This is a genomic window from Pseudoalteromonas distincta, assembly GCF_005877035.1.
Classification (GTDB): Bacteria; Pseudomonadota; Gammaproteobacteria; order Enterobacterales; family Alteromonadaceae; genus Pseudoalteromonas; species Pseudoalteromonas distincta.
This window is the reverse complement of record NZ_CP040558.1, coordinates 3,558,662-3,584,998: the sequence shown is the minus strand read 5'-3', so window position 1 is coordinate 3,584,998 and position 26,337 is coordinate 3,558,662. Positions and strand designations below refer to the sequence as shown.

General features: G+C 39.6%; 23 protein-coding genes and 4 tRNA genes. 12 read left to right on the top strand and 15 right to left on the bottom strand.

Annotated features, from left to right (window positions below; translation table 11 throughout):
* Window positions 1-195: 195 nt before the first annotated feature.
* The 8 genes from tuf to murB form a co-directional block, all read right to left on the bottom strand.
* A complete protein-coding gene (tuf, locus tag FFU37_RS16105; protein WP_039488657.1) occupies window positions 196-1,380 on the bottom strand; it encodes an elongation factor Tu in 1,185 nt (394 codons plus the stop codon).
* A 129-nt stretch (window positions 1,381-1,509) separates the two neighbouring features.
* Window positions 1,510-1,585 (bottom strand) — tRNA-Thr (locus tag FFU37_RS16100).
* An 11-nt stretch (window positions 1,586-1,596) separates the two neighbouring features.
* Window positions 1,597-1,671 (bottom strand) — tRNA-Gly (locus FFU37_RS16095).
* A gap of 44 nt (window positions 1,672-1,715) precedes the next feature.
* A tRNA-Tyr gene (locus FFU37_RS16090) sits at window positions 1,716-1,800 on the bottom strand.
* Window positions 1,801-1,840: 40 nt separating this feature from the next.
* Window positions 1,841-1,916 (bottom strand) — tRNA-Thr (locus tag FFU37_RS16085).
* Between the two features lie 126 nt (window positions 1,917-2,042).
* A complete protein-coding gene (locus FFU37_RS16080; RefSeq protein ID WP_138489922.1) occupies window positions 2,043-2,753 on the bottom strand; it encodes a type III pantothenate kinase in 711 nt (236 codons plus the stop codon).
* Window positions 2,750-3,742 carry a bifunctional biotin--[acetyl-CoA-carboxylase] ligase/biotin operon repressor BirA gene (birA, locus tag FFU37_RS16075; RefSeq protein ID WP_138489921.1) on the bottom strand — a complete coding sequence of 331 codons (993 nt, stop codon included), beginning with the start codon at window positions 3,740-3,742 and terminating at the stop codon, window positions 2,750-2,752. Before birA ends, FFU37_RS16080 begins: the two co-directional genes overlap by 4 nt.
* Complete coding sequence (gene murB, locus FFU37_RS16070) at window positions 3,742-4,749, bottom strand: UDP-N-acetylmuramate dehydrogenase (protein WP_138489920.1); 1,008 nt, start codon at window positions 4,747-4,749, stop codon at window positions 3,742-3,744. Before murB ends, birA begins: the two co-directional genes overlap by 1 nt.
* Window positions 4,750-4,892: 143 nt before the next feature.
* On the opposite strand from murB, the gene FFU37_RS16065 reads away from it, so the two are divergent.
* On the top strand, window positions 4,893-6,734 hold the full coding sequence (locus FFU37_RS16065; protein WP_138490048.1) for a M1 family metallopeptidase: 1,842 nt from the start codon (window positions 4,893-4,895) through the stop codon (window positions 6,732-6,734).
* A gap of 58 nt (window positions 6,735-6,792) precedes the next feature.
* Here the strand turns inward: FFU37_RS16065 and FFU37_RS16060 are convergent, their stop codons facing one another.
* Window positions 6,793-7,392 carry a DUF2057 domain-containing protein gene (locus FFU37_RS16060; protein ID WP_004334921.1) on the bottom strand — a complete coding sequence of 200 codons (600 nt, stop codon included), beginning with the start codon at window positions 7,390-7,392 and terminating at the stop codon, window positions 6,793-6,795.
* A gap of 92 nt (window positions 7,393-7,484) precedes the next feature.
* Between FFU37_RS16060 and FFU37_RS16055 the strand changes: the two genes are divergently transcribed.
* From FFU37_RS16055 to FFU37_RS16045, 3 genes are all read left to right on the top strand, one after another.
* On the top strand, window positions 7,485-7,853 hold the full coding sequence (locus FFU37_RS16055; protein WP_004334923.1) for a histidine triad nucleotide-binding protein: 369 nt from the start codon (window positions 7,485-7,487) through the stop codon (window positions 7,851-7,853).
* A 219-nt stretch (window positions 7,854-8,072) separates the two neighbouring features.
* Window positions 8,073-8,729 (top strand): helix-turn-helix transcriptional regulator, encoded by a 657-nt coding sequence (locus FFU37_RS16050; RefSeq protein ID WP_004334929.1) that lies wholly within the window; start codon window positions 8,073-8,075, stop codon window positions 8,727-8,729.
* 166 nt (window positions 8,730-8,895) lie between these two features.
* Window positions 8,896-11,052 (top strand): response regulator, encoded by a 2,157-nt coding sequence (locus tag FFU37_RS16045; RefSeq protein ID WP_138489919.1) that lies wholly within the window; start codon window positions 8,896-8,898, stop codon window positions 11,050-11,052.
* Between the two features lie 29 nt (window positions 11,053-11,081).
* On the opposite strand, the gene FFU37_RS16040 is transcribed toward FFU37_RS16045, so the two are convergent.
* The 3 genes from FFU37_RS16040 to FFU37_RS16030 form a co-directional block, all read right to left on the bottom strand.
* Complete coding sequence (locus FFU37_RS16040) at window positions 11,082-12,497, bottom strand: mannose-1-phosphate guanylyltransferase/mannose-6-phosphate isomerase (protein ID WP_138489918.1); 1,416 nt, start codon at window positions 12,495-12,497, stop codon at window positions 11,082-11,084.
* Between the two features lie 75 nt (window positions 12,498-12,572).
* Window positions 12,573-13,346 carry an amidohydrolase gene (locus FFU37_RS16035; protein WP_024606305.1) on the bottom strand — a complete coding sequence of 258 codons (774 nt, stop codon included), beginning with the start codon at window positions 13,344-13,346 and terminating at the stop codon, window positions 12,573-12,575.
* Entirely contained in the window at window positions 13,334-14,476 is a 1,143-nt protein-coding gene (locus tag FFU37_RS16030) for a methionine aminotransferase (protein ID WP_138489917.1), read from the bottom strand. Before FFU37_RS16030 ends, FFU37_RS16035 begins: the two co-directional genes overlap by 13 nt.
* Before the next feature lie 108 nt (window positions 14,477-14,584).
* Here FFU37_RS16030 and FFU37_RS16025 point away from each other — a divergent pair, with 108 nt between their 5' ends.
* The 4 genes from FFU37_RS16025 to FFU37_RS16010 all read left to right on the top strand — a co-directional run bounded on the left by FFU37_RS16025 (window position 14,585) and on the right by FFU37_RS16010 (window position 17,630).
* Window positions 14,585-15,214 (top strand): methylthioribulose 1-phosphate dehydratase, encoded by a 630-nt coding sequence (locus FFU37_RS16025; RefSeq protein WP_138489916.1) that lies wholly within the window; start codon window positions 14,585-14,587, stop codon window positions 15,212-15,214.
* The gene (gene mtnC / locus FFU37_RS16020) at window positions 15,211-15,897 is read left to right on the top strand and encodes an acireductone synthase (RefSeq protein WP_004334938.1); all 687 of its coding nucleotides are present in this window, start codon (window positions 15,211-15,213) and stop codon (window positions 15,895-15,897) included. Before FFU37_RS16025 ends, mtnC begins: the two co-directional genes overlap by 4 nt.
* The gene (locus tag FFU37_RS16015) at window positions 15,894-16,436 is read left to right on the top strand and encodes a 1,2-dihydroxy-3-keto-5-methylthiopentene dioxygenase (protein ID WP_138489915.1); all 543 of its coding nucleotides are present in this window, start codon (window positions 15,894-15,896) and stop codon (window positions 16,434-16,436) included. Before mtnC ends, FFU37_RS16015 begins: the two co-directional genes overlap by 4 nt.
* Window positions 16,437-16,565: 129 nt before the next feature.
* Window positions 16,566-17,630 carry a RelA/SpoT domain-containing protein gene (locus FFU37_RS16010; RefSeq protein ID WP_004334940.1) on the top strand — a complete coding sequence of 355 codons (1,065 nt, stop codon included), beginning with the start codon at window positions 16,566-16,568 and terminating at the stop codon, window positions 17,628-17,630.
* On the opposite strand, the gene mtnA is transcribed toward FFU37_RS16010, so the two are convergent.
* On the bottom strand, window positions 17,619-18,647 hold the full coding sequence (mtnA, locus tag FFU37_RS16005) for an S-methyl-5-thioribose-1-phosphate isomerase (RefSeq protein ID WP_138489914.1): 1,029 nt from the start codon (window positions 18,645-18,647) through the stop codon (window positions 17,619-17,621). The genes FFU37_RS16010 and mtnA overlap by 12 nt on opposite strands.
* A 129-nt stretch (window positions 18,648-18,776) precedes the next feature.
* Between mtnA and mtnK the strand changes: the two genes are divergently transcribed.
* On the top strand, window positions 18,777-19,994 hold the full coding sequence (gene mtnK / locus FFU37_RS16000) for an S-methyl-5-thioribose kinase (protein ID WP_138489913.1): 1,218 nt from the start codon (window positions 18,777-18,779) through the stop codon (window positions 19,992-19,994).
* Window positions 19,995-20,040: 46 nt separating this feature from the next.
* Here mtnK and FFU37_RS15995 read toward each other — a convergent pair whose 3' ends face one another.
* Together FFU37_RS15995 and FFU37_RS15990 are read right to left on the bottom strand one after the other, a co-directional pair.
* Window positions 20,041-21,522, bottom strand: a complete 1,482-nt coding sequence (locus FFU37_RS15995) for an FMN-binding glutamate synthase family protein (protein WP_138489912.1) — start codon at window positions 21,520-21,522, stop codon at window positions 20,041-20,043.
* Between the two features lie 175 nt (window positions 21,523-21,697).
* Entirely contained in the window at window positions 21,698-23,476 is a 1,779-nt protein-coding gene (locus FFU37_RS15990) for a DUF885 domain-containing protein (RefSeq protein WP_138489911.1), read from the bottom strand.
* Between the two features lie 334 nt (window positions 23,477-23,810).
* On the opposite strand from FFU37_RS15990, the gene FFU37_RS15985 reads away from it, so the two are divergent.
* From FFU37_RS15985 to FFU37_RS15975, 3 genes are all read left to right on the top strand, one after another.
* Window positions 23,811-24,797 (top strand): GGDEF domain-containing protein, encoded by a 987-nt coding sequence (locus FFU37_RS15985; RefSeq protein ID WP_004334947.1) that lies wholly within the window; start codon window positions 23,811-23,813, stop codon window positions 24,795-24,797.
* Window positions 24,798-24,880: 83 nt separating this feature from the next.
* Complete coding sequence (gene ubiE, locus FFU37_RS15980; protein WP_024597074.1) at window positions 24,881-25,636, top strand: bifunctional demethylmenaquinone methyltransferase/2-methoxy-6-polyprenyl-1,4-benzoquinol methylase UbiE; 756 nt, start codon at window positions 24,881-24,883, stop codon at window positions 25,634-25,636.
* An 11-nt stretch (window positions 25,637-25,647) separates the two neighbouring features.
* Window positions 25,648-26,331: a ubiquinone biosynthesis accessory factor UbiJ gene (locus FFU37_RS15975; RefSeq protein WP_138489910.1), complete on the top strand. Its 684-nt coding sequence runs from the start codon at window positions 25,648-25,650 to the stop codon at window positions 26,329-26,331.
* The last annotated feature ends 6 nt before the right edge of the window (window positions 26,332-26,337 follow it).

The window sequence follows — 26,337 nt, the reverse complement described above, 5'->3', positions numbered from 1 at the left end:
ATAAGCGCGGCCTAGCCGTGCTTTTTTATATTTACTAGCATAGTTATCTTCGGTGCTATTTCCCCCTCGGGTTTCGTAAAACTCAACCCAAGCTACGGCAATAATTCTATACCTAGGAGCAAATCACTTTTCTTCAGGCATTAAAAAAGGCCACCTGAGTGACCTTTTTCTAACAATTAACTTAAAAGTTAATTATTACTCTACGATAGTTGCTACAACACCAGCACCTACAGTACGACCACCTTCACGGATAGCAAAACGAAGACCTTCATCCATCGCGATTGGTGCGATTAGAGTTACTGTCATCTTGATGTTATCACCAGGCATTACCATTTCTACGCCTTCTGGTAACTGTACGTCACCAGTTACGTCAGTTGTACGGAAGTAGAACTGTGGACGGTAACCTTTGAAGAATGGAGTATGACGACCACCTTCATCTTTAGAAAGTACGTATACTTCTGAAGTGAATGTAGTATGTGGGTTGATTGAACCAGGCTTAGCTAGTACTTGACCACGTTCAACGTCTTCACGCTTAGTACCACGTAGAAGTGCACCAATGTTCTCACCAGCACGACCTTCGTCAAGAAGCTTACGGAACATTTCAACACCAGTACAAGTAGACTTAGTAGTCTCTCTGATACCAACGATTTCAACTTCGTCATTTACGTTGATGATACCAGCTTCAACACGACCAGTTACAACAGTACCACGGCCTTGGATTGAGAAAACGTCTTCGATAGGCATGATGAATGGCTTATCGATGTCACGCTCTGGCTCTGGGATGTAAGAATCAAGTGCATTTGCAAGCTCAACAATCTTATCTTCCCACTCTTTCTCGCCTTCTAACGCTTTAAGCGCAGAACCAGCGATTAGAGGTAAGTCATCACCTGGGAAATCGTATTCAGAAAGAAGTTCACGAACTTCCATTTCTACTAGTTCAAGTAGCTCTTCGTCATCAACCATGTCACATTTGTTCATGAACACAACGATGTAAGGAACGCCAACTTGACGAGAAAGAAGGATGTGCTCACGTGTTTGTGGCATAGGGCCATCTGTCGCAGCAACTACTAAGATCGCGCCATCCATTTGAGCAGCACCAGTGATCATGTTTTTAACATAATCGGCGTGACCAGGACAATCTACGTGTGCGTAGTGACGTGTAGGAGTATCGTATTCAACGTGAGACGTTGAAATAGTGATACCACGTTCGCGCTCTTCTGGAGCGTTGTCGATTGATGCGAAATCTTTAGCAACACCGCCGTATACTTTTGCAAGTACGTTAGTGATTGCTGCAGTTAGTGTAGTTTTACCGTGGTCAACGTGGCCGATTGTACCAACGTTTACGTGCGGTTTTACGCGTTCAAACTTTTCTTTTGCCATGACGGAACCTATCAGTTTTGTGTATCTAAATTACATATGAAAATAATCCACCAAAGGTAGATTAAGTTAATCTTTTTCAAATAGTATTTTCTGACAGATAAAGGAAGTAATCAAGGAGATTCTTAGGACTGGTGCTGATAGGCAGAGTCGAACTGCCGACCTCACCCTTACCAAGGGTGCGCTCTACCAACTGAGCTATATCAGCAACACAAGAACTGGAGCGGGCAGCGGGAATCGAACCCGCATCATCAGCTTGGAAGGCTGAGGTAATAGCCATTATACGATGCCCGCATAAAAATCTGTTCTTAAACTACCTCTAACCGTCAAGAATAAAGTGGTGGAGGGAGCTGGATTCGAACCAGCGAAGGCTGAGCCGTCAGATTTACAGTCTGATCCCTTTGGCCGCTCGGGAACCCCTCCACGATAATTCTCTACTAATTCACTTCCGGTAAAAGGAAAGTGGTGCCGACTAACCGAGTCGAACGGTTGACCTACTGATTACAAGTCAGTTGCTCTACCAGCTGAGCTAAGTCGGCACTGCTTTAGTACGGGGCGAGATATTAGAGTAAGGTTTATTGGGATGCAACTATAAAATTAAAAAAAGTGTAAATTTTTAGTTTAAATGCTCAATATTCACGCGAAAACATGTTTTTTGCACTTTTTTATGTTGTTTTGCTTAGCTGGTGCCAGTAATTTAACCCCTTCATTACGAGTAATGAATCAAAAATACTTCCTTCAAATTGCTGTTGTAAAAGCAAGCCATAGCCACCAGCAAAAATTATTTGTACTTTTTGCTCTGTTTTTTTATCCGTTAAGTGCAACTTAGCTTGCTCAATTGCTCCAATGGTTGCCACTAAAGCACCATTTTTTAAACCATTAGGCGTGTTTTTACCCAGTTCATTGGTAAATGGAGTTTTACCATCATCAAAAACACGTTGAGTATTTTGTGTAAGTGATGAGGTCATTAAATCAAGCCCAGGTAAAATCCAGCCACCTAAATGCAACCCTTCACTACTAAGCACATCAATTGTTGTCGCAGTACCCGCATCAACAACAATGCATGCTGTGTTTGGATATAACGTAAATCCAGCAATAAGCGCAAGCCACCTGTCTATGCCTAAGTTAGCTACATGCTCGTAAGCGCATACAAGATTTCCAAGCGTTTTGGTTACCTTGGCTTCAAAACAAATAATATTATTGCTAGCCGCTTGCGCGAGAATATCGTTTAGTAAATCACTGCGCCCTACACATGCATAAATCACTTCGGTTATTTGTAACCAAGGCAGGTTATTTATATCTGCCGGTTGTGCTTGCTCATAATGCCACAACACAGCTTTTAATGATGTATTTCCTACGTCGATCAATAATCTCATAATTGCGCCTTTCTAAGGGAGACTTCCCCGCCGTAATAACTTTTTACTTCCCCGTCTTGGCGAATTCGTATTCCACCTTGTGGGTCAATACCTTCACATATTCCACGCCAACTTCGGTGTCCTGTGTTTAGTTCAACATATTCACCAGCAAACGCATTGAGCGAATTCCATTGCTCATACATAGCTTGCAAGCCTGTTTGACGATACTGCGCTAAACGCTGCTCTAAATGGTGAGTAAGAGAAGCCACAAGTTGGTTTTTATCAAGCTTTTGAGTATGTTGATTTAAGTCGGTCCACGCTTGGTCTATATGCTGACTAAAGCTCTCAGGCATTTGTAAATTAATACCGATACCAATCACTAACTGACAAGGTCCTTGCGGTTGTCCATCTAATTCAACCAATACACCTGCAAGTTTTTGCTTATTTATATAAATATCGTTAGGCCACTTAAGTTCTACGTCAACTTGGTATAACGCTTTAATAGCATCATAAACAGCTAGGCCTACCGCAATTGATACGCCCATTGCAGCTTGTAAGCCGTCATCTAAACGCCAAAAGTAACTGTAATACAAATTAGCGCCAAATGGGGATTGCCAAACACGGCCGCGTCTACCACGTCCTGCTTGCTGCATTTCAGCAACAATAACAGTGCCAGACTCAAGCGTTGTTTTGGCCTGTATACGGCGCATGAGCTCGCTGTTGGTCGAATCAATAATAGGGTGTACTTCTACATCGGCAGTATTTGCACCTAGCGCTTTGTAGTGCTGATCAATTTGCGCTTTATTTAAAAGGCCCACCTGACTATTCAAACAATAGCCTTTGCCAGTCACTTTAAAAATATCCAAGCCCATTTCTTGTAACGTTTTAATATGTTTACTTACCGCAGCCCGGCTAATGCCTAGCGTTTCACCCAAGGCTTGGCCAGATACAAAGCCTCCTTGGTTAAGTGCATTTAAAATAGCGAGTTTGTTTCCATCAGGTGCTTTCATTACTTAGGCTCCGCGTTAATATGGCATTCGCTGCGTGCATTCATTAAACGTACTTCATGCTCTAACATAATGTTGTAACGCGTATAAACAACTTGCTGAATGTGTTTAATCATTTTTATTAGGTCGCTGCCTTCACTATTTCCGTGATTAACAAGTACTAATGCTTGTTGTTGATGCACTTCTATACCTGCCTCGCGGTGCCCTTTTAAACCACTTTGATCGATTAGCCAGCCTGCCGCGACCTTGTGATGACTTTGCCCATATTCGTAATGAGGTAAATCGGCAAATTGCTTTAATAGCTCAGCTAACTGCTGGTTGGTTATTATTGGGTTTTTAAAAAAGCTGCCCGCATTGGCAAGTGTATATGGGTTAGGTAATTTGCTATTACGCGTTTTTATAACCTGATCGAATACAGCTTGCGGGGTGATGCTTGAGAGCTGCTGCAAAGGGCCATAATTTAATACTGGTTGCCATTTTTTTGGGAGCGCTAAGTGTACTTGCGTGATCACCGCTTTATTTTTAAGGGCATGTTTAAATATTGAGTCTCTGTAAGCAAATTCACATTGCTCGTTATTTAATGAATGCATAGTGTTAGTGGTTATATCAAAGTACTCTACCAACTCAACAAATTTAGCTATCTCAACACCATAAGCACCAATATTTTGTACCGGCGATGCGCCAACAGTGCCCGGTATAAGTGCTAGATTTTCAAGCCCTGGTATATTTTTCTCTAATAAATAGCTAACTAGTTGATGCCAGTTTTCGCCTGCGGCAATACTTATTAGTGTGTCGTTCTCGCGCTCGGTAATTTTAATACCTTTTAAAGCTATTTTTATAACCGTACCCATGTAGTCATTTAAAAATACGGTATTACTGCCCTCGCCCAGCAAACAAAACGGTGCACTAAAATTTTGCGTTTTAAGTTGCTCAAGCTGAGTAATTTCAACAAAATTTTGGCATTGGCTGTTTAATGCGAATGTATGTAAGGAGTGTAATGAATGCGCCACAAAGCTCTCTAAAAATACCGGTAACTAATCGCAATAGTTTACCTCATCGTCGCAAATGTGGCACTAGATTGTAAAAATCACTCAACCCGCCGTGTCAATCGTGATATAAAACCAGCACTTTTTTATTTGTGTTCAGAGTAATGATGAAAATTAAACCTCTTTTTTTAAGCCTCGCTATGGCGGGTATGTGTTCGCAAGCAATGGCTAATGCGATTGACCAAAACTCGTATGCTAACCTTGATGATGTTGTTACTACTCACTTAAACCTTGATTTAGATGTCGATTTTGCCGACAAGCAGTTAGAAGGTTTTGTAGAGCATACTCTTCAGTGGAACAACAGCAAAAGTAGAACTCTCGTACTTGATACCCGCGACTTAGACATTGATAAAGTAATGTACAAAGATCAAAGCGGTAACTGGAAAAAAGCGACTTTTGATTTAGCTAAGCGAGATGACGTTAAAGGTTCAAAGCTTACTATTGTGTTTAAAAACCAAGCTGAAGTAGTTCGTATTTATTACAACAGTCGTCCAGAAGCTTCAGGCCTTCAATGGTTAACACCAGAGCAAACGGCAAGTAAAACGCATCCATTTATGTACAGCCAATCGCAAGCAATTCATGCACGTAGTTGGATCCCAGTGCAAGATACACCCGCAATGCGTGTAACTTACTCTGCACGAATTCATACACCAAAAGATATACGTGCTGTAATGAGTGCAGATAACAAAGATGCGCTTTATAAAGATGGCGACTACATTTTTGATATGCCACAAGCAATTTCACCTTACCTAATTGCTATTGGCGCAGGTAACTTAGAATTTAAAGCAATGTCGCATCAAACAGGCATATTTGCTGAGCCGACAATTTTAGATGCCTCAGTTGCTGAATTTGACGACACCCAAGCCATGATCGATAAAACAAACGCGATGTACGGCGAATATGCATGGGGTCGCTACGACTTATTAATGCTACCACCAAGTTTTCCGTTTGGTGGCATGGAAAACCCACGCTTATCATTTATTACTCCAACGGTTGTTGCCGGTGATAAAAGCTTAGTTAACCTTATTGCTCATGAGCTTGCTCATTCTTGGTCAGGTAACTTAGTAACTAACGCAACGTGGGAAGATTTATGGTTAAACGAAGGTTTTACCTCGTACGTTGAAAACCGCATTATGGAAGAAGTATTTGGCCGTGACCGTGCGGTTATGGAACAAGCACTTGATTCAGCGTCTTTACGCGCACAACTTAAAACAATTGATGCACCAGATACACGCCTTAATTTAAAACTTAACGGCCGCGACCCAGACGATGCATTTAGCTCAGTGCCTTACACTAAAGGTCAATTATTTTTAATTTACCTAGAAAACAAATATGGTCGCGATAAGTTTGACCCGTTTGTAAAAGCGTACTTTAAAGAGTTTTCGTTTAAATCACTTACTACCGCGCAATTTGTTACTTACTTAAAAGCTAACTTAATTGGAAAGTATCCTGGTGTTGTAAGCATGGATAAAGTAAACGAATGGATTTTTGAACCTGGATTACCAAGTGATGCGCCAAACCCTACTTCTGATGCATTTGATAAAGTAGATACTGCAACAGCAGCATGGTTAAAAGGCGACACAACTGCAGCTCAACTGCCAACAGCTGATTGGTCTGTGCATGAGTGGCTACACTTTTTAAATAACTTACCACGTGATTTAAGCCAAGAGCACATGGTAGAGCTTGACTCAGAATTTAACCTAACACAGTCAACTAATGCTGAACGTGCATTTGCTTGGTTTATGCTAGCAGTAGGAAATGGTTATCAACCAATTTACCCTGCACTTGATAAGCACTTATCAGGCATTGGCCGTCGTAAGTTAATTGTACCGTTATATAAATCCCTTATCACTAACGGTAAAAAAGAGTGGGCACAAAGCGTGTACTTAAAAGCACGCCCTGGGTATCACCCACTTGCACAAGGTACTATTGACGCATTATTTGAATAAATAGCGTTAACTAGAAACTAAAAAGGGCCAAATTTGGCCCTTTTGTTTTGCTATTTTTCTACTTTGTCACTTTTTCTAAAAAAGCCTTACGCTCTGCAGTTGTGGCTTGTTGCCACCAAAAATCAAGCATTTGCGGCGCACTTGGCATGCCTTTACCTGTAATGGGTGCTATCGGCTTTATTGGCTGACTAGGACGTGAAGGTCCTGCAGGCATTGTATTTTGCATTACTGGTTTATTGCTTGCTAGCTGCGTGTTAGAAATAACACTTAAAGGCTTAGCAACAGCGCTACTTTTTGCTTTTAAACTAACTTGTGGTGCTTCTGCAAATACTTTTGCAGATACTGCATTTTCAGCACGATTAAACACTAAGGTATAATCTTTACCTGCTTCAACAGTTACACTTACCCAAAATGGTTCCGACTCCACAACTTCATGCGTGTCATAATCATCTTCATATAAATCGGTATATTTTAGCCTAAGCTGGTAAGTTCCTGGCGCAAGCTCTACATCATCAATACGGCTAAACAAAGAGCTTTCTAACATTTTATCGCCCACTTGTAGTGGTACAATTTCTTCTGGAAAGTGAATGTTTTCAGCATTAGCCGAAAAACTAAGTAGTAATGCAACTGCACTACTTATTAAAATTGGTTTAAGCATATTAACTCCTTTATTTGATTTCAGTTTGACACTGCTTTGAAAGTTTGTCATTAGTGAGCTTAAAATTCATAACACTTAATTAGGAACACACTATGAGCCAAGAAACTATTTTTACCAAAATAATTAATCGTGAAATTCCGGCTGACATTGTCTACGAAGATGAAGACACCCTCGCATTTAAAGATATAAATCCACAAGCGCCATTTCATGTGTTAATTATCCCCAAAAAAGCAATTGCCACTATAAATGATATAAATCCTGAAAACTCACATTTAGTAGGCAATTTATACGTTGTTGCGGCAAAATTAGCTAAGCAACACAATTTTGCTGAGGACGGATACCGCGTGGTCATGAACTGTAACGAACATGGTGGACAAACCGTTTATCACATACATTTACATATGCTTGGCGGTAAAGAAATGGGATGGCCACCTTACCAAAATGTAAAAAAAGTAAATTAATTAAAAATTTTTATCTAACTATTCTGCTCAACCAATTAGTTACAAATGTTATGATTTTTCATGGTTATAAAGAATAAATAGTTACTTATTTGCAACATTTTATGTTTAAATAATCGTAAAATCGTATTTGTTATTGAGTGCTTCAGCGACTTTCTAATACAAAAGGTGCGGAAGTCGTGATAAACTTAAACAGTCAGCTTTATAAAAGAGTATAAAAACATGAGCAGTTCAGCCTTTTTGTTATTAGATCAAGAGCCAATTAACACTATTGGTATTAACGTTTTAGAACCTTTGTTAAAAACGCAAGGCCTTGACGTAACCACGGGTACTAATATTTTAGATATACCTGAAGGGACTCGACTTTTGTTTATCGAAACATCTAGCAAGGATGCATGGGGAAAACTAAAAGAACAACTAGTAAACCTACGTATTAAATGCGATATCATATTATTTAATCTAGACGAAAACCCTGAGCTTGCTAATCGTGCATTGTTGAGCGGTATTCGTGGCGTATTTTACACAACAGATAACGCCGATGTATTGATGAAAGGTATTCGCTTACTACTTGAAGATCAGCTTTGGTACCGTCGCGATATTATGTGTAATGCATTAAATCGTATGCTGCAATTTAATAAAGATGCGCTGCATAAACTAACCGAAGGCGATATTGAGCCTGTTAAACTTACTAAGCGAGAAAAAGCAATAATCTCACTAATGAGTAAAGGTTCGAAGAATAAAGAAATCGCAGAAGATTTAAGTATCAGTCCACACACAGTTAAAACACATTTATATAGCGCATTTAGAAAAACTAAATGTCGTAACCGTATTGAGCTCCTATCTTGGGCACAACAAAATATCCCTGATGAAATTCGTTAATCATATATTTAGTTTAAAATTAAAAACAGACACTTAGGTGTCTGTTTTTGTATGTGTTACACACTGATTTAATACCAATTTGCTTGCCTAAGTGATCTGTTTTGATAATTGGTATAAGTGTATACTTTTGATAATCTTAGTTTAAAACTACTTTGCTGGAATATTAATGCTCGACTCTTTCACTCTTTATTTTGCCAGCATCGCCATCATGGTTGTAATGACCTTACTTAACTTTTTAACATGGCGAACAAACAAACAAATATCGGGCACGCTGCTATACATTTTCTATCCCATATTGCTATTAGGCTCTGTTATTGGTTTTACTCTTGTTGGTGATACACATAATTTAGTGATTATTAGCGCTGCTAGTAGCATGATGTTTGCCGCATCAATAGTGCATTGTTTATCGCTCAGTCAGTTTTTAAATTATCACGGTATTGGTTTTAAATTACTTTGCTCAGTGACCGCTTTTTGCACTGTAATGCTTGGCTATTACACCTTTTTTGACCCATCTTTACACGAAAGAGTGATTGCATCCGATATACAGCACATAGCAGAAGCCGGCTTTTTACTCTTTATATTTATTAAGTACGCGCGCAAACCCTACCCTAATGGCAGCATTGTATACATAACCATTTTAACGCTTGTTGCTTTGAGCTTTATTGGCCGCTCGTTATTTATGGATAACATTGAACAAAAAAATCTTTTAGTAAACGGCTGGTTTAGCTCTTTATTATTTTTAAATGGCGTAATTGCACCCATGTTTTATGCTGCAGGTATGGCGTTATTATGTAATGAGCGCAGAGAGCAGCACCTCAATAAACTCGCCGATAAAGCACAAAAAGACTTAGAAATACGCGGGCTCTTTTTATCAACAATAAGCCACGAAATTCGCACCCCACTAAACGGTATTTTAGGCAGCGCCCAACTTGTTATGAACCAAACAAGTGATCCCCGCAATAAAGCCTATTGCGAGGCGATTATAAATTCTGCCGAATCACTTAATTTATTGGTAGATAAGGTCCTTGATTACGCGAGCCTAGATCAAAGTGACGAAGCGCTTTACGAAGAAGATGTAGAGTTTAAAACATGGCTTAATAATTTATGTTTATTACTAAGCCCTATGGCCGAGCAAAAGCAGCTAAAATTTGAGCTTATCTATAATATCCCTGAGCAAGCCTGTTATTACTGCGACCAACAAAAACTTAGACAAATAATTATTAATTTAGTCGGTAACGCTATTAAATTTACAGATCACGGAACCGTTAAAATTCAGGTTGATTTAGTATTAGAAAAACAACTTGAGCACACGATAAAAATTAGTGTAAAAGATTCAGGGCCAGGTATTGAAAATGATGAGATAGCCTACTTAACAGAACCTTATGTACAAAGTAGCGCAGGCAAAGAAAAAGGCGGAACCGGCCTTGGTTTAGCTATTACCAGTCGCCTGCTTGAAAAACTCAGTAGCCGACTCGAAATAGCCAGCCAGCTTGGTACTGGTAGTGTATTTAGCTTTACCGTTACTTTTACTTTAGGTGAATTAAGCCTTGTAGAGCAGCGCCATCAAACTAAAGATTACTTAACAGGTCTTGATGTACTACTGGTTGAAGATTTAGATTTAAATCAAAAAATTGCTATAGAATTTATGGCCGACGATGAACACAAAATTAAGCTCGCAAAAGATGGAAAAAGCGCCATAGAGCTCATGCAAGCCCACCACTTCGATGTTGTTTTGCTTGATATGAACCTACCTGATTTAACAGGCCAAGAAGTACTTAAACGTCTAAAACGCATTGATCATAAAAATCAACGAACGCCAGTACTCGCGTTTACTGCAAGCCTTAGTCCTGACGAGGTAAAAGAGTATTTAGAATTAGGAATAAAAGACATTGTAGGCAAGCCTATTAAGCATGAAAAGCTTCGCCAAGCACTTAGCGACTCTCAATCTAATCAAACTGCGAGCATTGCAGTAGAGCTTATTGATACCTTGTATGACAAAACAGCGGCCGAAACACTCACCAGCTCATTTAGTGAAGATGAAGTATCGTCGATTTATAATGAGTTTGTGCTCTCGGCGCGCAACAAGCTAATTCGCTGTCAAAAGCTTATTGACCAACAACCAGAGCAATGCATTAAACTTTTACATCGCCAAGCAAGTACGGCTCTGCAATTAGGGTTTAACCGCTATGGTATTGAGCTTAAAAAAATAGAGCGTCGTTTACTTGATAAAAAGCCACATAACGATATGCTTGATGAAGCGTTAGATCTGTGGCAACGCAGCTTAGAGCAATATTTAAAGTTTGTGCGTGGGCAGTTAGAGTAATAGTGAATTAGCTTTAAAAAAGCTAATGATTAGCCTCTTCCATATTTATCATCAAATCGCTCTATATCGCTTTCATCAAGTACAGTACCGGTTTGCACTTCAATGACAATTAACGGCTCTTTTTGATTATTAGCCAAACTATGAATTTGCTTAGCCGCGATATAACACGATTGGTCGTGCGTTAGCGTATACACTTGCTCATTAATACACACATCTGCAATACCCGAAACCACAACCCAATGCTCAGCGCGATGCTGATGGCGCTGCGTCGAAAGCTTAGCACCGCTGTTAACAGTAATTTTTTTAACTTTAAAGCCAGTGCCTTCAACCAAAGTACGGTAATTCCCCCACGGGCGAAAAACCACTTGATGATGCTTAAGTTTATCAGCCTGTGTTGTAGTAATTTGCTTAAGCAACAAAGGCAGAGAATCTAGCTCATTTTGGTTTGCAATTAACGTGGCATCATGAGTATGAATAATTGCTAAATTGCTAACTCCAAGCGTGGCAATAGTGTGTTCAGCTTCGTTAATAACTAAATTATTAGTGCTTTTTTGAGCCATATAATTAGCATTTAAACTATTACCGTTTTCATCTTTTTTTGTAAGCGCATCAAGGGATGAAAAACTACCTACATCACTCCATTTTAAATCAACAGGCATAACAACTACGTTATTACTGCGCTCTAAAATGGCGTAATCAATTGAATCGCTTGGGCAGTGTTCAAGCGCACTGTTGCTTGGGCGGGTAAACCCTAAATCTTTAGTAAATTGTGCTGCTGCAGCGACACTCGTTGCTATTTTTGGCGCAAACCGCTCGAGCTCTTTTAAATAGGTCGCTGGGGTAAATAAAAACATGCCGCTATTCCAGCTATAACCACCTTGAGCTAAATAACGGTTCGCTGTATCTAAGTCAGGCTTTTCTTTAAATTGAGCAACATCGTAACAACCCGTACCGGCAATAGCCGCGCCTTGTTTTATATAACCATAACCGGTATGCGGCTCTGTAGGAGTAATCGAAAACGTCACTAACTTACCTTGCTCAGCAAGTTTTACAGCTTCTGAGAGCTTAGCTGTTAATACATCAAAGTTTTCAATATGATGATCGGCAGGCATCACTAATAGCGGACCAGTGATCCCATTTTGTAGTGCATAATGGGCGGCTAATGCGATAGCAGGCGCGGTGTTTTTACCTTTGGGTTCGAGTAATAATGCAGTAGGAATTGAGCTTTCAGCTTGCTCGGCGGCAATAAATCGGTGCTGTTCGTTACACACTAAAATAGCATTATCGAACAACTTATTAGAAACACGCGCCAACGTACTTTGTAGCAATGACGTGTTTTTATTTAATAGTGGTAAAAATTGTTTAGGCATCGCTTGGCGAGAAAGCGGCCACAAGCGAGAGCCTATGCCACCAGCTAAAATTACAGGAGTGATTAAAGTGTTCATAATGTACATTAGCCGCCAACAAAAATATCAGCGACTATTTTAACACTTTATTGGCTCTGCGCTAAATTAACGTGTTTATATTAATGTAAAAGAGTCTGCATCTAAATAGGCAGGAAACGCTGCTTTAAACTCATCCAGAGGCGCTTTTTCAAGTGTTATAGTAACTAGTTGCTCTGCGTCATCTTGCGCTTTAGTTAATGCATCGCCTTTGAAGTCGTATACCGCTGTACCGCCATTGTGCGCCACACCATTACCGTCTTCCCCCACGCGATTAACACCTACTACGTAACATAGGTTTTCCATTGCACGCGCCATAAGTAACGTATCCCAAATATGGCGGCGTACAGCAGGCCAATTTGCTACGTTTATCATTACATCGTAGTCGTTATTATTACGTTGAAATACCGGAAAGCGCAGGTCATAGCATACTTGCGGTAATAGTTTAAAACCATTGATTTCAAAAACTTTGCGCGCTTGCCCTGCTACAACATAATCGCCCTCGCTGCCTAAGCGAAATAAATGGCGCTTATCGTAATAACTCACCTCACCATCGGGTTTTACCCAATAAAACCGATTCGCTTTTTTATCGCCTTGTGCAACAAGTACCGAACCGGCAATAACCGCATTATGTTTATGAGCCTGCGCCTTTAACCACGTCAGTACTTTACCGTTTTCAGGCTCTGCACAATCTAAATTGATAGCAAAGCCAGTCGAGAATGTTTCGGGCAGTAAAATAAGATCGGGCTGATGCGTAATTGCTTCAAGCTGCTTATTAAACATGGCTAAATTAGCATCTTTATCAAGCCAATAAAGCGAGCTTTGCAATGCTGTAATGGTTAAAGTTGACATAATATTTGCGCAGCCTCTATGAGAGTGTTGTCGTTTTTAGCAAAGCATAAACGAATTACTTTGTCGGTTGGTGGATTTTGATAAAAAACACTTAACGGAATAGCCGCAACACCGGCTTGCTCAACTAACCAATGGCAAAATTCAACATCGTTTAAATCCGATACATCACTGTAATCTAATAATAAAAAGTAAGTGCCTTGGCTAGGTAAAATTTTAAAACGACTATTACTTAAATGGCTCGCTAATAAGTCGCGTTTTTGCTGATAAAACCCGCTTAGCTCATCTATATGCTCGCCTTGCTGCTCGAGCATATCGGCAAGCGCATGCTGTGCGGGGGTAAAACTAGAAAACGTAACGTACTGATGAATTTTTCTAAATTCGACAGCTAAATCGGCAGGTGCAATACAGTAACCCATTTTCCAGCCCGTGCTGTGAAACGTTTTACCAAAACTCGATACAACAAAGCTTTTGGTAAATAATTCATCATCGCGTAATACACTTAAATGCGGTTGTTCATCAAATGTAATGTGCTCATATACCTCATCGCTTATTACATATAAATTGTGAGTACCAACTAACTCTTTAAGCGCTTTTATATCTTGTGGCTGTAATATTTTACCGCTTGGGTTATGAGGCGTATTTATAATAATTGCACGGGTATTTTTAGTAATTGCTTGGCTTACTACTTGCCAATCAATAGTGTAATTTGGCGCACTTAAAACAATGTGTACCGACTTTCCGCCAGCGAGTTCAATTGCCGGTTGGTAAGAGTCATATGCAGGGTCAAATACAATCACTTCATCACTGGGGCGCACAATTGTTTGAATAGCCACAAACAATGCCTCTGTTGCACCTGAGGTAACAGTCACTTGATCAGCTGCGTTTATATCAGCTGCATATTTGCGCTTTGCTAAATCAGCAATTTGTTGCTGTAATCGTGGTACACCACTTGAAGGTGAATATTGATTAACGCCCTGCTGCACATAATAATTTAACTGCGTTTTTAAAAGATCAGGAGCATCAAACTCAGGAAAGCCTTGAGAGAGATTAATTGCCGAAAACTCATTAGCCAACCCGCTCATTTGGCTAAATATACTAACGCCTAAATTTGGTAATTTACTTTCAAACACGTGATGCCCTTAATGATGGTTTTGCGCTTAAAGCGATGCTATCATTGCTTAAAACAGAAGTATAGCCGTCTAAAAACAATTAACTTTACGCTCATTAGTGAGGAATGTATGCAAAACAATACCGCTATTTCACAACTTATTGAAGCCGGAAAATGGGTTAGCCAAAAAGGCTGGGTACCCGCAACAGGCGGAAACTTTTCAGCTCGTACTAGCACTGGCTTTGTTGTTACAGCAAGTGGGCACGATAAAGGCTCACTGACGCAAGAGCATTTTTTGCAATTAGATCACCAAGGCGAGCGCCTAGCAGGAGCTGTAAAACCATCGGCAGAAACACAATTACACCTAAGTTTGTATCAGCTTATACCTGATGCGCAGTGTGTTTTGCATACTCACTCTGTAGCCGCTACCGTACTGTCGCAAATTACCCAAGGGCATCAGTTTGATTTAACAGGGTATGAAATGCAAAAAGCACTGAGCGGCTTTACTTCGCATTTAGAAACGCTGAGCATTCCTATTTTCGATAACGATCAAGATATTGACCGATTAAGCCTACTGGTTAGTGACCATCATTTACATACGCCGATAGAGCATGGCGTACTGATACGTGGCCATGGTTTATATGCAGTAGGACGTAATATTGATGAAGTTCGTCGCCACCTAGAAGCCTTAGAGTTTTTATTTAGCTGCGAACTAGAACGCCTAAAAATAATAGGTATTCAAGCGGGAGTAACTAAATGATTAAAGCCATTTTAACCGACATCGAAGGCACAATAACCCGTATCTCGTTTGTTAAAGAGGTGTTGTTTCCTTACGCAGCAAAACAGTTACCTACCTTTGTACGTGCCAATGCTAATAAGCCAGATGTAGCTGAGCAAATTAGTGCCGTAAAAGCGCTTATCGAAAAGCCAAACGCCGATATTGAAGAAGTCATTAGCACTTTACTTACCTGGATTGATGAAGATAAAAAAATCACTCCACTTAAGCAATTACAAGGCTTAATTTGGCAAACAGGGTATGAACACGGTGATTTTAAAGGTCATTTATACCCAGATGCATTTGATTTTTTACAAGCTCAGTACAACAACGATATAGCTTTATATGTGTACTCGTCAGGGTCAGTAAAAGCGCAGCAGCTACTTTTTAAATACAGTGATTATGGTGACATTCGCAGCTTGTTTACTGACTTTTTTGACACCAAAGTTGGCGCAAAACAAGAGCAAATGGCCTATAACACCATTGTGGAGCTGTTACCGTTTAAAGCAGCAGAAATACTCTTTTTAAGTGATGTAGCCGGCGAGCTTGATGCCGCGCAAGCTGCAGGCTTAAAAACACTACATTTAATTCGTGATGGGCAAGCAAGCACTAAAGCTCACCCTTATATTAATGACTTTAGCCAATTTAAATTGGAGCAATTAGTATGAGCCAATTAACAGTATATGCTGACAACGATGCAAGCAAAGCACTTGTAAGCACATCAAATGCTGATGATATTGCAAAGCAACTAGCTAAAGTAAACGTACGTTTTGAACAGTGGCAAGCAAATGCAGATATTAATGAGCACACCACCCATGAGCAAATTATTAGTGCGTACAAAAACGATATAGATCGGTTAAAAACCGAAAATGGCTATCAAACAGTAGACGTTATATCTCTAGCTAAAGGTAATCTTGGCGCATCAGAGCTGCGCAAAAAGTTTTTATTTGAACATACCCATAGTGAAGACGAAGTGCGTTTTTTTGTAAAAGGCCAAGGGCTATTTTGCCTACATTTAGGCAATAAGGTTTATCAGGTGCTTTGCCAACAAGGCGATTTAATTTCAGTGCCTGAACTTACCCCGCATTGGTTTGATATGGGAAGCGACCCTGAGTTTACTGCCATTCGCTTATTTAACAATACAGAGGGCTGGGTGGCAAAAAGCACTGACTCGTCTATTGCAGAGCAATTTCCCTTGCTCGATTAATAAAGCTCAGTGCACGCATGCCTACACTATATTTTCTATAAGCGTATTTATGCTATTTGCAGGATGACTTCAATCACTTAACTCTGTAATATTATTTTAGTAATGCAGCTGATAAAGAGTAACTTTCTAATGGTGAACGAACAATATCAAAAGTCTAAACAACAACTAGCCTACTCACGTAAGCAAGTTGAAAAGGCTGGTCGTATTTTTCGTAAAAATGAAGGTGATTTTGACTTTGCAATAGAGGTTGTACAGAACTATCGTGCAGCACATTTATATCCGCTGACTATTATTAAAAATCTTGTATGGAAACATGTAAAAAAGCTTCATTTGCTAGAATCGGCGACCATAGTTAGACGCTTAAAACGCTTGCCAACTATTATAGATAAGTTACAAAGAGCCTCGTTGGATGGTAAAAGTGAAAACGCAATAAATCTGAAGCGAATGCACGACATAGGTGGCTGCCGAGTAATCTTAGATAATCTAGAGCATCTATATCAACTCAACGCCAGTTTAGATTCGAGTAGAGCAGTTCATAGCGTTAAATCATATGATTATATTGAAAACCCAAAAGCGACAGGCTATAGAGGTATTCATCGTGTTTATAAAAGTTATAACAATTTAAAATCTCACGATTATAAAGGCTTTCAAATTGAAGTTCAGTTACGCACTAGGCTTCAGCACCTTTGGGCTACTACTGTTGAAATTGTAGATATTATTGAAAAAGAAACACTAAAAACTAATCCCCAAGCAGCCGACACAGATTGGAAGCGATTATTTTTTATCATGGGTGAGTTTCTTGCAGTCAAAGATGGTTCAAATCAATTAAGTTCACAACAATCGCAGGCCTTTGTTGATGAGCTTTCGGCACTAAATAAAAAGCTAGCCGCATTTCATAAGCTTGATGCATTTAATCGCGCATTCCAAGTTGACGAAATTAAAAATAAATCGAAAGATACAGGCTTTGCTTTACTCGTTCACAACACAGAAACACAAATGGGTCGAGTCTTTTTATATGCAGAGAATAAAAAGCAAGAAGCTCTAACACATTACGCCGAACAAGAAAAACAAACTCACAATAACGTGCTTCTGGTAGCAGGGAGCGACTTGAAATCTATAGAAAAAGCCTACCCCAACTACCTAAATAGTACCTCTGAGTTTCTTTCAGAATTCAGTCGCATATTATTGAGTTAGCTCTTTAAGTTTACCCATTAATACTTGTTGCTGGTTATACACACCAGTATCTAACACCCACCCTGTAACCAGCTTTGCCGGCGTTATATCAAATGCAGGGTTATATACATTAGCATTAGTGGGCGCCCATAAAGCCTCACCAAAGCTACCGCTAACTCCGCGCACTTCTTGAGGATTACGTTGCTCTATTTCTATATCACCACCACACGCGGTGTTGGTATCAAGCGTGGTAATAGGCGCAACTACATAAAATGGAATGTTATGAAAATACGCAAGTACGGCTAAATTATAGGTGCCTACTTTATTAGCAAAATCACCATTGGCGGCAATACGATCAGCCCCTACTACTATTTTATCCACCTTACCTGCAGCCATTAAACTTGCCGCCATATTATCGCAAATTAATGTGTACGGTATTTCCCAGCGCTCAAGCTCAAAGGCCGTTAAGCGGCCGCCTTGTAATAATGGTCGTGTTTCATCAACCCACACATGTACGTTGCCATGTTTTTGCTGCGCTTTGTAAATAACACCCAGTGCAGTACCAATACCAGCGGTTGCAAGCGCCCCTGTATTACAATGAGTTAATATGTTGTCGCCACTATTTATAAGCTCGGCACCACGGTTTGCCATTCGTTCACACAGCTCAATATCTTCAATAAACAACCGCTCAGCAGTACTAACAATACCGGCAACATAATCGCTTTGCGTTAAAGCTTTTCGCAATGCCGCCATACAATGCATTAAATTAACCGCCGTTGGACGAGTGGCTTCTAGTTCATTGATTGCTTTTTCAAGCTCACTTTTCACTACCCCTTGCTCAGCTAAATACGCCACTAACAAGCTCGCGCCTAAACCAATAAGTGGAGCTCCACGCACTTTTAAGTTAATGATCAGCTCTTTCATGGTTTCTACATCATGGCACTGATGCCATACCTGCTGGTGAGGTAGTAAATATTGGTCGAGCACACTAAGCGACCCGTTTTCATATTTTAAACTGCTTGCGATTAAGTTTTGCATAATGCTTAAGGTATTAAAAATGCGTAATGTTATTTTACACCACTTTGAATAACTCTCAAGTTAGACTTGTAGACATCTAAACATTTAAAGGTATAGAATGCTTAGAAGCTGATTTTTGAGATTTAAACCATGACTAACTATGTTGCTTTTAATGCACAGCGCGCTATCGATTACGTATCGACATTAATTGAATCTAAACAATGTAATTTTTTCGATTCCGGACAAACCTTATCGGCATATGAGTTTGGTGATGGCAATCTTAATTTAGTATTTAGAATTACTGATGAGCAAAACAATAGTGTTATTTTAAAGCAAGCTCTGCCTTACGCGCGTTGCGTGGGTGAGTCGTGGCCATTAACACTTGATAGAGCCCGTATAGAAGCACAAGTTTTACTTAACCATGGTGCTATTTGCCCTACTTATACTGCTAAGGTTTTACATTATAGTGAAATACAAGCGCTGACTATTTTAGAAGATTTAGGTAATTTACAAATATTGCGTACTGCACAAAATAATGCAGAGCAATTCCCTAAATTGGCACAGCACGTAGCGACCTACTTAAGCCACACCGGCTTTTATAATTCAGATTTTTACTTAACCGCGCAAACTAAAAAAGCACTCGTTAGCCAATTTACTAATCCTGAGCTTTGCCAAATCACGGAAGACTTATTTTTTAGCGATCCGTACATTGAGCACGAACGCAATAACTACCCAAAGCAACTACAAAACGAAGTTGACGCAATACAAAAAAACAACGCATTGAAGTTAGAAATAGCAAAACTAAAAGCTAATTTTTTATCTAACCCGCAAACATTACTTCATGGTGATATGCACAGCGGTAGCATTTTTGTTGATTGTAATCATACAAAGATGATTGACCCGGAGTTTGGCTTTTTTGGGCCTATTGGGTTCGATATTGGCTCTTTTATTGGTAATTTACTATTGAATTACTGCGCACAAGCAGGGCATATTGAAGACTTTGTAGCACGTCGTAATTACCAAACACATTTACTTAGCTGTATCGTAGACACCTATAGTTTATTTGAGCAGCAATGGCTTGAATTAATACGCACTAAAACATTAGATGAATCACTAGCGCCAGTAGGCTATGCGCAATACTTTATGAAAAACGTATTGCAAGATGCTGCAGGTTACTGTGGTGCTGAGTTAATTAGGCGTACTATTGGGCTTGCGCACGTAAGCGATATAGATAGTATTAGTGATGACAATGCGCGCCTTACAGTGCAAAAACAAACATTAGCACTAGGCGAGCAACTTATTTTAAATGCACAAACATGCAACAACAAAGAAGCATTCTTTAGTTTATTAATAAGCCAATTAAACTAACAAGCATTAAAAAAGGCGCTATAAGCGCCTTCTAGTTAGTTAAAACTTACTTGTAGTTTTCATAAATTTTATCAAGCGGCTCTGAAAGCCCACTTTCTTGCACTATACGTACATGCTTACGAGCCAACTCACGTGCACTTGTTACACCGCATGAGTGAGCAATTAAACCGGCTCCGTAATGAATGTATTTATTATAGTTAGCTACTCGTTGCGCTTTATCAGCTACATTTAAGCCGCGTTGCAAACGCTCGTTATGCGTAGTGATCCCGGTTGGACAGGTATCTTTATTACATTGCATTGCCTGAATACAACCCAGTGCAAACATATGACCACGAGCCGATACAACAAAATCAGCACCAAGCGCTAATGCCCATGCAACCTTTGAAGGGACGATTAACTTACCCGAAGCAATAATTTTCACGCGATCTCTAAGCCCGTGCTTTTCAAGCATATTAACTACAAGTGGCAAGCTTTCGCGAAGAGGTAAACCCACCGAATCCATAAGCGGCTGCGGTGCAGCCCCCGTACCACCATCAGCACTATCAATTGTTATAAAATCAGGTGCCGACTCAATGCCACGATGATTTATTTCTGCAAATAACGTTTCTAACCAGGTGTAATCACCAATAACGGCTTTAAAGCCTGTTGGTTTTCCTGTGGCATTACGTACAGTGGCAATCATATCGAGAATATCAGCTGGGTTTTTAATTTCAGGGTGTCCATTTGGGCTAATCGAATCTTGCCCTTCTGGAATACCCCTAATTTTAGCTATTTCGGCGTTAACTTTGCGCCCTGGTAACATACCGCCTTTACCTGGCTTTGCACCTTGGCTCATTTTTAGCTCGAACATTTTGACTTGTTCGTGAGCTGCTATTTCTTTAAGTTTTTCGGTGCTTAAGTTTCCATGCTCGTCTCGGGCACCATATTTAGCTGTACCAATTTGAAATACCAGATCGGCGCCACCTTCAAGGTGGTAAGGGCTTAAGCCCCCTTCACCTGTGTTCATCCAGCAACCCGCCAATTTAGCACCTTTTGATAAAGCGCGCACAGCAGGCTTTGAAAGCGCACCAAAGCTCATGCCCGACACATTAAATAACGAATTAGTGGTGTAAGGTGTTTTACAATACGGACCTAAAGTAACATTACTCGGGTCGAGTGCTTCTTCATCTAAAGTAGGAAAAGCACAGTTCATAAACATAACCGTACCCGTCACTTCTAAGCTTTGTGTTGAACCAAATGCAGCGGTGCGATCGACATCTTTTGCTGCGCGGTAAACCCAACTGCGCTCAGCGCGGTTAAATGGCATTTCTTCTCGATCGAGGGCAAAAAAGTATTGTCTGAAAAATTCACCTTGGCGTTCAAAAAAATATCGAAAGCGGCCAATTACTGGGTAGTTACGCCTAATAGCATGTTTTGTTTGTGTTATATCGCGAAAGTAAAAAATAATAACAGTAAGCACAATTAACCCAAGTGCGATAATAAAAATACTCGCAAATACGTCAATACTAAACATAATGAAATTGCTCATCTAAGGCCCCTTGATGGCTATATTTTTAAATAATACCTATTGCGTAGTATGTGAATATTTTGACGATTGGAGTCGCTAAAATAAACTACATTACTAGGTCTGTGGTATAAAAAAGGTGTTGCGGTCAAAATGACACAACACCTTTGTTTGTTCAAGGTTTATAAGCCCTACAAAGCTAATTTTGCAGCTTAGTTAACTCATTTTTTATATATAAACGTACCTGTGTTTCTAATACTGACAAGGGCACTGAACCATGGCGAAGAACCTGATGATGAAATTCGCGAATATCAAAATTTGGTCCAAGCGCTTGCTCTGCTTCAACACGTAAACGTTTAATAGTTAACTCACCAATTTTGTATGACAGTGCCTGAGCTGGCCAAGATATATAACGGTCAGTTTCTGTTTTAACATTATGCAGCGAAAGCGCGGTGTTCTCGCTCATAAAGTTCATAGCTCGCTCGCGGCTCCAGCCATACATGTGCATCCCTGTATCAACAACCAAACGTGCTGCTCGCCACATCTCATAAGTTAAGCGACCAAAACGGCTATATGGGTCTTGATAAAAGCCTGCCTCTAAACCTAAATATTCAGAGTAAAGCCCCCAACCTTCGCCAAATGCCGAAAGATAAGCATCACGACGATAGCTCGGCAAATTTTCAAGCTCTGCATTAAGTGATATTTGTAAATGATGACCTGGCACTGCTTCGTGCAACGTTAATGCTTCTAAAACATACAAAGGGCGCTTATCTAAAGCGTAAGTATTTACCCAGTAGTATCCAGCTTCATCATCTCGATTAGAGCCAGAATACCGACCTGTTGTGTATTTAGGGGCAATACTTGCGGGCACCGGTGCCACGCCATAAGGTTTGCGCGGTAAGGTATGAAATAACTTAGGCAGCTGTGCATCCATTTTTTTAGCAATGTAAGATGCTTCTTTCAAAAGTTGCTCAGGTGTTGTTGCGTAAAACTGTGGGTCAGTACGTAAAAAGTGAATAAACTCAGCAAATGAGCCTTTAAAACCAACTTCTTTTATTACAGCTTCCATTTCACCTCGAATGCGAGCAACTTCTTTTAAGCCTAGCTCGTGGATCTCTTTAGGTGTCATGTCGGTAGTGGTGTAATGCTTAGCACGGTTTTTATAAAAAGCTTTGCCATTAGGGGTTTCTGAAATACCAATACTTGTGCGGGCGCCCGGTTGGTATTGCTCAGTAAAAAACGTTAAGTAGCTTTTATATGCTGGTATTACTTTATTTTTTAAAACAACTTTAGCTCGCTGTTGAAGTGCATAAAAGTCACTCTCACTTAAACTGGCAGTGTTAGCTAAAAACGGTTTATAAAATTCTGATTGAGTTACATCATCAACAATATAAGTACTTATGGAGTCTTCGTATCCTTCTAAAACTGCTTTTGGTTGGGTGAGACCTGTTTCGAGCCCTTTTTTCATCCAATATATATTTTGCTCAAAAAAGCGGGGAATTTGTGCTAAACGTGCAAGGTATGTCTCTAAATCTTGCTCTTTTTTATATTGAGAACTGTTAACGATGTACGACAGACCGGAGTGAAAACCATACTCAGATGTAAGCGGCATGTAATGCGCATTAAACACATATTCGTCTACGCTATTTTGCACTTGAGCACGAATAATACTTAAGTTAATTTGATTTTCGTCACTAAGCTTAGTTGCATCTACGGCATCTAAGTCTGCTAATAATTGAGTATTACTTTTGTACTGCTCTGCTAGAAATTCTGGCGATAAATTGGCAAGTAAATAGCCATCAACCCCTTTTGAACTGTTATAAGGGTTTATACTTTCTCTATATTGAACAATAGATTGTGCCACTTGAGTAAACTGCTCATTCGCATTGGGTGTGGTTATTTGACATGCACTTAACGAACATAAAGCAGTTATGCCAAGAAGCGTTTGGCGAAGCGTTTTTGGTAAAAAAAGATTCATTATTATTTAACTTGATGATGCAATAGATTGCATAAAACTATCGTAGGCTAAAGAAATAGCAAGTAAATGAGACAAACTAGCATATTGAAATAATGCTACATACGTTAACAGAAGTAAAAACCAGCCGAATTGATGAGAAAAACAGCGATTGGGCTGCTAAAGTAAAATTTAAGTTCCCTAACTATCGTTTTTGCTTTTAAATAGCGCGGATAATGATTACTGTATAAAAAAATAATAAAAAGCTCGGACGCATAACCGCCTCATGGAATGAGATATTTTAAAATTTGCACTTATGCGTACTTAGTTGGTATTTAAAATGATGTTCCATGATTCCATGGCTATTGCACAAGAGAAGATGACTAAAGTGTGTGTGTTTTTAGAGCGCTATGCACTTTCTCCTACGCCGCTCAATTATCAAGTTGTTTATACCTATACTAGCCAAACTAACCTTGAGCTGAACAAAGCCTTAGACCGCGCTATTGCGGTTGAAGATAATATAGACAGTGTTTTAATTGAACAGCTCCATGCTGAATTTTTAAATACCGGTCACACAGAGCAAGTCAACATGATTCAAAATGTTGATGGTGTTATAAGTTCACTTTCTCAAAATTCTCAAGCTACTGAAAAACAGATAATTCGCTTTGCGGGTCAGGTGAGCGAATGCGTACATTCACTAGATGAGAACAACATAGAACAAAGCCGTCAAGCGCTTGAAGTACTTCATAATCAAACCGCCGAATTACTAAATCAACACAAGCAATTTAAGCAAGAACTAAGTAAAGCCAAACAACTACACGAAAAAACAAAAAAGCAGCTAAATCAACTTCGTAAACAACATATTATTGATAGCCAAACAGGGCTTTATAAACGCCATTATTTAACGCAACAAACTCAAGTATGGACTAATCAAAAAAAGTCTATTTGCGCCATTGCGATTCAAATAGATAACCTTGATCACTTTACTGAAAATTACGGTGATATAATTGGTGAAGTTATTTTGAATAAAGTAGCTAAACAAGTGCAAAAATATGTTTTTCAAAGTGGCTTGCCTGGCCGCACAGCTAAAGATCAATTTACTGTTTTACTCGCCGATATAGACCCAGAAACAGCCAATGTTATAGCTGAAAAAGTCCGAAATGGAGTCGAAAAGCTTCGCTTTGTTAGTTCAAAAACAGGGATTAAGTTACCTAGTATTGGCTTATCTCTAGGAATTGCTCAACATCTACAAGAAGATGATTTTAATCAGTTAGCTAAAAAAGCGTCTCATGCGGCTTTTAAAGCGCGGTCATTAGGGCAAAGTAGCTACACTGCTGGGCAATAAATTACCTGATAAATCATATTCAAATTGCACCTACTGCGTACAATAAAGTACACTAACCTCTATTGTCACGATAGAGATTAATCATGAACGAAACCGAACAAAAGACCACGCATTTTGGTTATAAAACAGTAGCCGAGGGCGACAAAGCTTCTATGGTTGCTGATGTATTTCACTCAGTAGCTGCAAAATACGATGTAATGAATGATTTAATGTCTTTTGGTGTGCATCGTTTATGGAAACGTCAAACTATTGCAAGCTCAGGTGTTCGTAAAGGCCATCATGTACTCGATTTAGCCGGTGGCACTGGCGACTTAACGGCAAAATTTAGTCAACTAGTTGGCGAGACCGGTCAAGTTGTTTTGGGCGATATAAATTCATCTATGCTTAAGGTTGGTCGTGAAAAACTACACAATCTTGGCTTAGTAGGCAATATTGACTACGTACAAATGAATGCAGAAATGCTGCCATTTCCAGATAATAGCTTTGATGTGATCACTATTGCCTTTGGCTTACGTAACGTTACCGATAAAGACAAAGCATTACGCTCTATGTACCGTATTTTAAAGCCAGGCGGCAGATTACTTGTTTTAGAGTTTTCAAAACCAGAGCATGACGTACTTAGTAAGGCTTACGATTTTTACTCATTTAATTTATTGCCAACAATGGGTAAGCTAGTTGCTAACGACAGTGAATCGTACAAGTATTTAGCTGAGTCTATTCGTATGCATCCAGATCAAGACACATTAAAAGCGATGATGGAAGATGCGGGCTTTGAACAAACAACATACCAAAACCTCACAGGCGGAATTGTTGCACTGCATCGTGGTTTTAAATATTAAGGCTAGCAGTTATGGCGCTTGAAAAAATAACAAAAAACAATAATGGTGCAATGTCATCTGAGTTTTTTATGTTACCTAATTTTGTACTTTCGCTTATTGAGCGTGTACTAAATCAAGCACTTAGCCTTGACCCACAATTATCTCAAAAGCTAAACGCCGTTAAACATAAGCGCTTAGTAGTTGAAATAAGAGATTGGCAACAAAGCATCCAACTCGTTTATAGTGCTGATCAATTACACTTATACAGCGCTCAAAGCAATGAAAATGCAGATTGTATGATCAGCGCAGATATAGAGACACTTTTAGCGCTCAAAAACCCTGCAATGCTTACCCAATTAATTCGCCAAGATAAGCTCGACTTACAAGGCGATTTAAATATTGCGCAAACTTATAGCAATGCATTTTCAGGTATTGATATTGATTGGCCTGAACAACTTTCTAAATACATTGGCGATGCCCCCGCTCAGCAGTTATACCTGCACTTAAAAGAGCTAAAACAAAAGAGCAGCAAAACCAATACTAAAATAAGTACCATGCTTACAAGTTTATGCCAAGATGAGCTCGCAATTACTATTCATCCATTAGAACTTGAGCAATTTAAACAAAAAAATAGAGAACTCAAAGGACAAGTCGCTGCCGTTGAGCAACGCATTAACGCCCTCTTAAATTCTTTTTTACCTTCAAACACCCGCTAAGGATTT

What these genes read in the sequence shown, in the direction of transcription:
- tuf (WP_039488657.1), bottom strand. Translation starts at nt 1,380, where the DNA reads ATGGCAAAAGAAAAGTTTGAACGCGTAAAACCGCACGTAAACGTTGGT.
- FFU37_RS16080 (WP_138489922.1), bottom strand. Translation starts at nt 2,753, where the DNA reads ATGAGATTATTGATCGACGTAGGAAATACATCATTAAAAGCTGTGTTG.
- birA (WP_138489921.1), bottom strand. Translation starts at nt 3,742, where the DNA reads ATGAAAGCACCTGATGGAAACAAACTCGCTATTTTAAATGCACTTAAC.
- FFU37_RS16065 (WP_138490048.1), top strand. Translation starts at nt 4,893, where the DNA reads ATGAAAATTAAACCTCTTTTTTTAAGCCTCGCTATGGCGGGTATGTGT.
- FFU37_RS16060 (WP_004334921.1), bottom strand. Translation starts at nt 7,392, where the DNA reads ATGCTTAAACCAATTTTAATAAGTAGTGCAGTTGCATTACTACTTAGT.
- FFU37_RS16055 (WP_004334923.1), top strand. Translation starts at nt 7,485, where the DNA reads ATGAGCCAAGAAACTATTTTTACCAAAATAATTAATCGTGAAATTCCG.
- FFU37_RS16050 (WP_004334929.1), top strand. Translation starts at nt 8,073, where the DNA reads ATGAGCAGTTCAGCCTTTTTGTTATTAGATCAAGAGCCAATTAACACT.
- FFU37_RS16045 (WP_138489919.1), top strand. Translation starts at nt 8,896, where the DNA reads ATGCTCGACTCTTTCACTCTTTATTTTGCCAGCATCGCCATCATGGTT.
- FFU37_RS16040 (WP_138489918.1), bottom strand. Translation starts at nt 12,497, where the DNA reads ATGAACACTTTAATCACTCCTGTAATTTTAGCTGGTGGCATAGGCTCT.
- FFU37_RS16035 (WP_024606305.1), bottom strand. Translation starts at nt 13,346, where the DNA reads ATGTCAACTTTAACCATTACAGCATTGCAAAGCTCGCTTTATTGGCTT.
- FFU37_RS16025 (WP_138489916.1), top strand. Translation starts at nt 14,585, where the DNA reads ATGCAAAACAATACCGCTATTTCACAACTTATTGAAGCCGGAAAATGG.
- mtnC (WP_004334938.1), top strand. Translation starts at nt 15,211, where the DNA reads ATGATTAAAGCCATTTTAACCGACATCGAAGGCACAATAACCCGTATC.
- FFU37_RS16015 (WP_138489915.1), top strand. Translation starts at nt 15,894, where the DNA reads ATGAGCCAATTAACAGTATATGCTGACAACGATGCAAGCAAAGCACTT.
- FFU37_RS16010 (WP_004334940.1), top strand. Translation starts at nt 16,566, where the DNA reads ATGGTGAACGAACAATATCAAAAGTCTAAACAACAACTAGCCTACTCA.
- mtnA (WP_138489914.1), bottom strand. Translation starts at nt 18,647, where the DNA reads ATGCAAAACTTAATCGCAAGCAGTTTAAAATATGAAAACGGGTCGCTT.
- mtnK (WP_138489913.1), top strand. Translation starts at nt 18,777, where the DNA reads ATGACTAACTATGTTGCTTTTAATGCACAGCGCGCTATCGATTACGTA.
- FFU37_RS15995 (WP_138489912.1), bottom strand. Translation starts at nt 21,522, where the DNA reads ATGAGCAATTTCATTATGTTTAGTATTGACGTATTTGCGAGTATTTTT.
- FFU37_RS15990 (WP_138489911.1), bottom strand. Translation starts at nt 23,476, where the DNA reads ATGAATCTTTTTTTACCAAAAACGCTTCGCCAAACGCTTCTTGGCATA.
- FFU37_RS15985 (WP_004334947.1), top strand. Translation starts at nt 23,811, where the DNA reads ATGGCTATTGCACAAGAGAAGATGACTAAAGTGTGTGTGTTTTTAGAG.
- ubiE (WP_024597074.1), top strand. Translation starts at nt 24,881, where the DNA reads ATGAACGAAACCGAACAAAAGACCACGCATTTTGGTTATAAAACAGTA.
- FFU37_RS15975 (WP_138489910.1), top strand. Translation starts at nt 25,648, where the DNA reads ATGGCGCTTGAAAAAATAACAAAAAACAATAATGGTGCAATGTCATCT.